The following is a 1,457-nucleotide window of genomic DNA, read 5'->3' on the forward strand; positions in this document are numbered from 1 at the left end:
CTAGGCCGTGTCTGACAAATGATCACCTTGCGGGTTCGCGATGCCACGAGATCGGCAAGAGAGGCTCTTGGCGAGCTAGTCTGACGATCATGGCGGACTGGGATATTCGACCGGCCACGGCTTTGGACGTCGAGGCGGTGGCTGAGTTGCGGGCCGTTGTGCTGCGGGCAGATCTGCAGCGGCTTGGGCGGTACGACGAACAACGGGTGCGGCAGCGGCTGCGGGATGCGTTCGCTCCGGCGCACACGTGGGTGATCGAGGTGGGTGGCGCGTTCGCTGGTTGCGTGTCGCTGCGGCCGGCCGAGGACGCCCATTGGCTGGAGCACTTCTACCTGGCCCCGCACCTGCAGGGCAGCGGCATCGGTACGGCCGTGCTGCGCGGGCTGATGGAACAGTGCGACCGTGAGGGCGTCCTGGCCCGACTGAACGTCCTGCGGGACAGTCCGGCACGGCGGCTGTACGAACGGCACGGATTCACGCTGGAGGCCGAGGATTCGGTGGATGTGTTTATGGTGCGCGAGCCTGACTTGGCCGTGCGCCCCAAATGATCACCCGATGCGGAGCCAGAGAACGAGCGAGGCGAGGTGCAGGCCGGCCTGGTATCGGGTGGCGAGCTTGTCGAACCGGGTCGCGACGGCGCGGAACTGCTTGAGCCGGTTGAAGCAGCGCTCGACCACATTGCGGTGCTTGTACAACTCAGCGTCGAAGGCCGGAGGGCGCCCACCTCGTGAGCCGCGGCGAAGTCGATTGGCAACCTGGTCGGCTCGCTCCGGAATCGTGACGGCGATGCCGCGCTGCCTGCACCAGGCGCGGATCGCCCTCGACGAATACGCCTTGTCACCCAGGACTCGGTCGGGGCGGGTGCGGGGCCGCCCGCGCCCGGACCGAGGAACGCGAACTGCCTCCAGTATGGGCACGAGCATCGTGGAATCGCTCGCGTTGCCTGGGGTGAGCACCATCGACAGCGGCAGGCCCCGGCCATCTACCGCCAAGTGAACCTTGGTGGTCAGCCCGCCTCGGGAGCGACCGAGGGCCTGCCGCGCCGCCGAGCGTTGCGGATCCTCCAGTTTGTCCCCGTCCGGCTCCCCCTTTTGCGGGCCCCGGCGGCGTGCTGGTGGGCACGGTTGATGGTGGAGTCCACCGACACGGTCCAGTCCACCCGCCCCACCGCGTCGTCGCGGACCAGGACCTGCTCCAGCAGGTTGGCCCAGATGCCGTCCGCCTCCCAGCGAGCAAACCGCTCATAGACGGTCTGCCACGGCCCGTATCGCTCTGGCAGATCCCGCCACGGCGCCCCGGTCCGCAGCCGCCACAGCACTCCGTTGACTACCTGACGGTGATCTCGCCAGGGGCGACCACGCCCATCCGTGCCCGGGAGCAGCGGCGCTATCCGCTCCCATGCCGCATCCGTCAATTCCCCTCGACCCATCACAAGATCAATTATCAGACACGACCTA

At 67.7% G+C, this 1,457-nt stretch carries 2 protein-coding genes; one reads left to right on the forward strand and one right to left on the reverse strand.

Annotated features, from left to right (window positions below):
* Positions 1-89 precede the first annotated feature (89 nt).
* The gene (locus tag ACFY7E_RS32825; protein ID WP_389491496.1) at positions 90-548 is read left to right on the forward strand and encodes a GNAT family N-acetyltransferase; all 459 of its coding nucleotides are present in this window, start codon (positions 90-92) and stop codon (positions 546-548) included.
* Here the strand turns inward: ACFY7E_RS32825 and ACFY7E_RS32830 are convergent.
* A protein-coding gene (locus ACFY7E_RS32830) for an IS5 family transposase (RefSeq protein WP_389491498.1) occupies positions 549-1,429 on the reverse strand; the annotation gives its coding sequence in 2 pieces (ribosomal slippage) (positions 549-1,075 and positions 1,075-1,429; 882 coding nt in all).
* Between the last annotated feature and the right edge of the window lie 28 nt (positions 1,430-1,457).

It is taken from the genome of Streptomyces sp. NPDC012825, from assembly GCF_042900925.1.
In the GTDB taxonomy this organism is placed as follows: domain Bacteria; phylum Actinomycetota; class Actinomycetes; order Streptomycetales; family Streptomycetaceae; genus Streptomyces.

Coding starts and splice junctions, on each gene's coding strand:
- ACFY7E_RS32825 (WP_389491496.1), top strand. CDS start 90: ATGGCGGACTGGGATATTCGACCGGCCACGGCTTTGGACGTCGAGGCG.